Annotated in this window: 1 protein-coding gene and 1 pseudogene; both read left to right on the top strand. The window is 57.5% G+C overall.

The features are described 5' to 3' along the window. Positions 1-207: 207 nt before the first annotated feature. Complete coding sequence (locus E1297_RS02810; RefSeq protein ID WP_155133638.1) at positions 208-1,782, top strand: ABC-F family ATP-binding cassette domain-containing protein; 1,575 nt, start codon at positions 208-210, stop codon at positions 1,780-1,782. Positions 1,783-1,949: 167 nt separating this feature from the next. Next, positions 1,950-2,543, top strand: a pseudogene (locus E1297_RS02805) (tyrosine-type recombinase/integrase); the annotation flags it as partial.

Below are 2,543 nucleotides of genomic sequence, written 5' to 3'. Positions count from 1 at the left end.
AACTGCTCAACCAGGTAATTCGGCAAGGTCAGTAGCGCGGGACGGAACTGCCATTCGCTGCGTGTGCGCCAATGTCTGCTCAAGCCAAAGCATTGTAATCCCCTCCGTCGCATATTACTTCCGAGTGAGAACAATGGAGATGACAGACATGGATCACGCACTCGCAAGCTGAACACCAACTTGGTTTCCCTTTCCGCGAGCGCTCCCATGACTTCTGTTTCCATCGCCAACCTGAGTTGGCAGACCCCCTCAAATCATGCTCTTCTCGATGATCTCACCCTGACTTTTGGCCCGGGTCGTACTGGGCTTGTCGGGCGCAATGGGACCGGCAAGTCCACGCTCCTGCGCCTGATCGCGGGTGAGCTTACACCCAGTGGCGGGTCTATCACCGGCTCAACCTCCATCGGTTTTCTAAGACAAGGCGCGGATGAGGTTTCTGCCAAGACCGCTGCTGATCTATTTGGCGTGACAGATCAACTTCGCATCCTCAGCCGTGCTGAACGTGGAGAAGCAACTGCCGACGACCTGGCTGTCGCGGACTGGACGCTGGAAGCGCGACTTGAGGCGGCGCTGACCGGCCTTGGTCTTGACCTATCGCCAGATACGTGGATGTCCTCTCTGTCAGGTGGCCAAAGAACCCGCGCCGCCCTTGCGGCTCTTCTGTTTGCCGACCCGGACGTGCTGCTGTTGGATGAGCCAACGAACCACCTTGATCGCGCTGCTCGTGAGCATGTGATGAACGTGCTGCGCGGCTGGACTGGCTGCGTCATCGTTGCGAGCCACGACCGCACCCTGCTCGAAAACATGGATGCGATTGTCGAACTGACCAGCCTTGGTGCAAAGACTTACGGGGGTCCATACAGCACCTACCGCGCGGCAAGACAAGCAGAACTGGAAAATGCCGAAGACAACCTTGCGCGGGCGCAGCGCAACAAGGCGACAATTGAGGCCCGCGCGCAGCGGGCCTCCGAGAGAAAGGCGCGAACGGATCGTCAGGGCAAACAGCTTCGCGCGTCGGGCAGCCAATCCAAGCTGCTACTTAATGCAGCAAAGGAACGAAGTGAAGCGTCCGGCGAGTCTGCCGCGCGTTTGCGGGATCGGCAAGCAAAAGTTGCTGAGGAAGACCTGAACGCGGCGCGGCAAGCGATTGAGGTGCTCGAGCCGCTCAATATAGATATTCCACCCTCTGGTCTGTCCGGTACCCGACAGGTTTTGAACGTAGATCACATCGCGTTTGGATACAATGCAAGCGCGCCGTTCTTCACCGATGTTTCCTTTGCGATCCAAGGCCCGGAGCGTCTGGCAATCAAAGGTGCTAACGGCACGGGTAAATCAACACTGCTGTCTTGCATCGAAGGCAAGTTGCAGCCCCAGATCGGCAAAGTCGTGGTCCACGTTCCATTCACTCTTATCGACCAGGAGATGAGTTTTCTTGATCCTGAGGAAACCGTCCGTGAGGCCTTCGCGCGGCTCGACCCGAAGGCGACTGAAAATGAGCGCCGCGCCACTCTCGCGCGTTTCCTGTTTCGCGGCGATGACGCGGACCAAAAGGTAGGATCACTCAGCGGCGGGCAGAAGATGCGGGCCGGTTTGGCTTGCAGTCTTGGACACAGTGAGCCGCGCCAACTTCTGTTGCTGGATGAGCCAAGCAACCACCTTGATATTGAAGCCGTCGAAACACTCGAAGCGGCGCTACGAGCGTATGACGGCGCAATTGTCGTTGTCAGTCATGATCAGGCTTTTCTGAACCGTATTGAGGTCCAGCGATGGGTTGCGCTCTGACCCAGAACGGACTTTCATGCTCCGGGCAGCATCGGTCAAGTTGGGCTCCGAGCTGCCATTGCCCGTTTCACCAGAACGCAACATATCATTACTTGCTCGAATGTCGTGAGTGTTGCGGTGGGTAGGAGTGGTTCGGAGGAACCGCTATGTCTGCTTTCAACTTGCCGATGGTGGTGCCCGCCAAGAAGGCATGGAACCGCGGTCGCATTATCGGCCAGAAGAGACCACGCTCCCAAAGCATGTCTGGGCGATCCGTGTTCGACTCGAACTGGCTGGCGCCGTCCGTGATCTGGCGCTTTTCAATATGGCAGTCGATAGCAAACTGCGTGGCTGCGATTTGGTCCGGCTGAAAGTCGCAGACGTCTTCTCGGCAGGCGCAGTCAAGGAACGGACCTCGATCTTGCAGAGTAAGACGAAATCGCCGGTGCGATTCGAAATCACTAACGGCACCCGAAAGGCCCTCATGGAGTGGATCAGCAATCCGGCGATGATCGGCCACGATTATCTCTGGCCCGGCCGTTTCCATGATCGCCCGCATATATCGACGCGGCAATACGCTCGTCTTTTAAAGGACTGGGTGGGCTCGATCGGCTTGGAACCGAACGCGTATGGCACGCACTCCATGAGACGTACGAAGGTCGCCCAAATCTACAAAAAGACCGGCAACCTTCGAGCGGTTCAGCTTCTTCTCGGCCACACGAAGATGGACAGTACCGTCCGGTACCTCGGCGTGGAACTCGAAGACGCGCTAACGATATCTG

This window comes from Roseibium sp. RKSG952, assembly GCF_009711355.1.
This window is presented reverse-complemented; position numbering and strand designations above follow the sequence as displayed.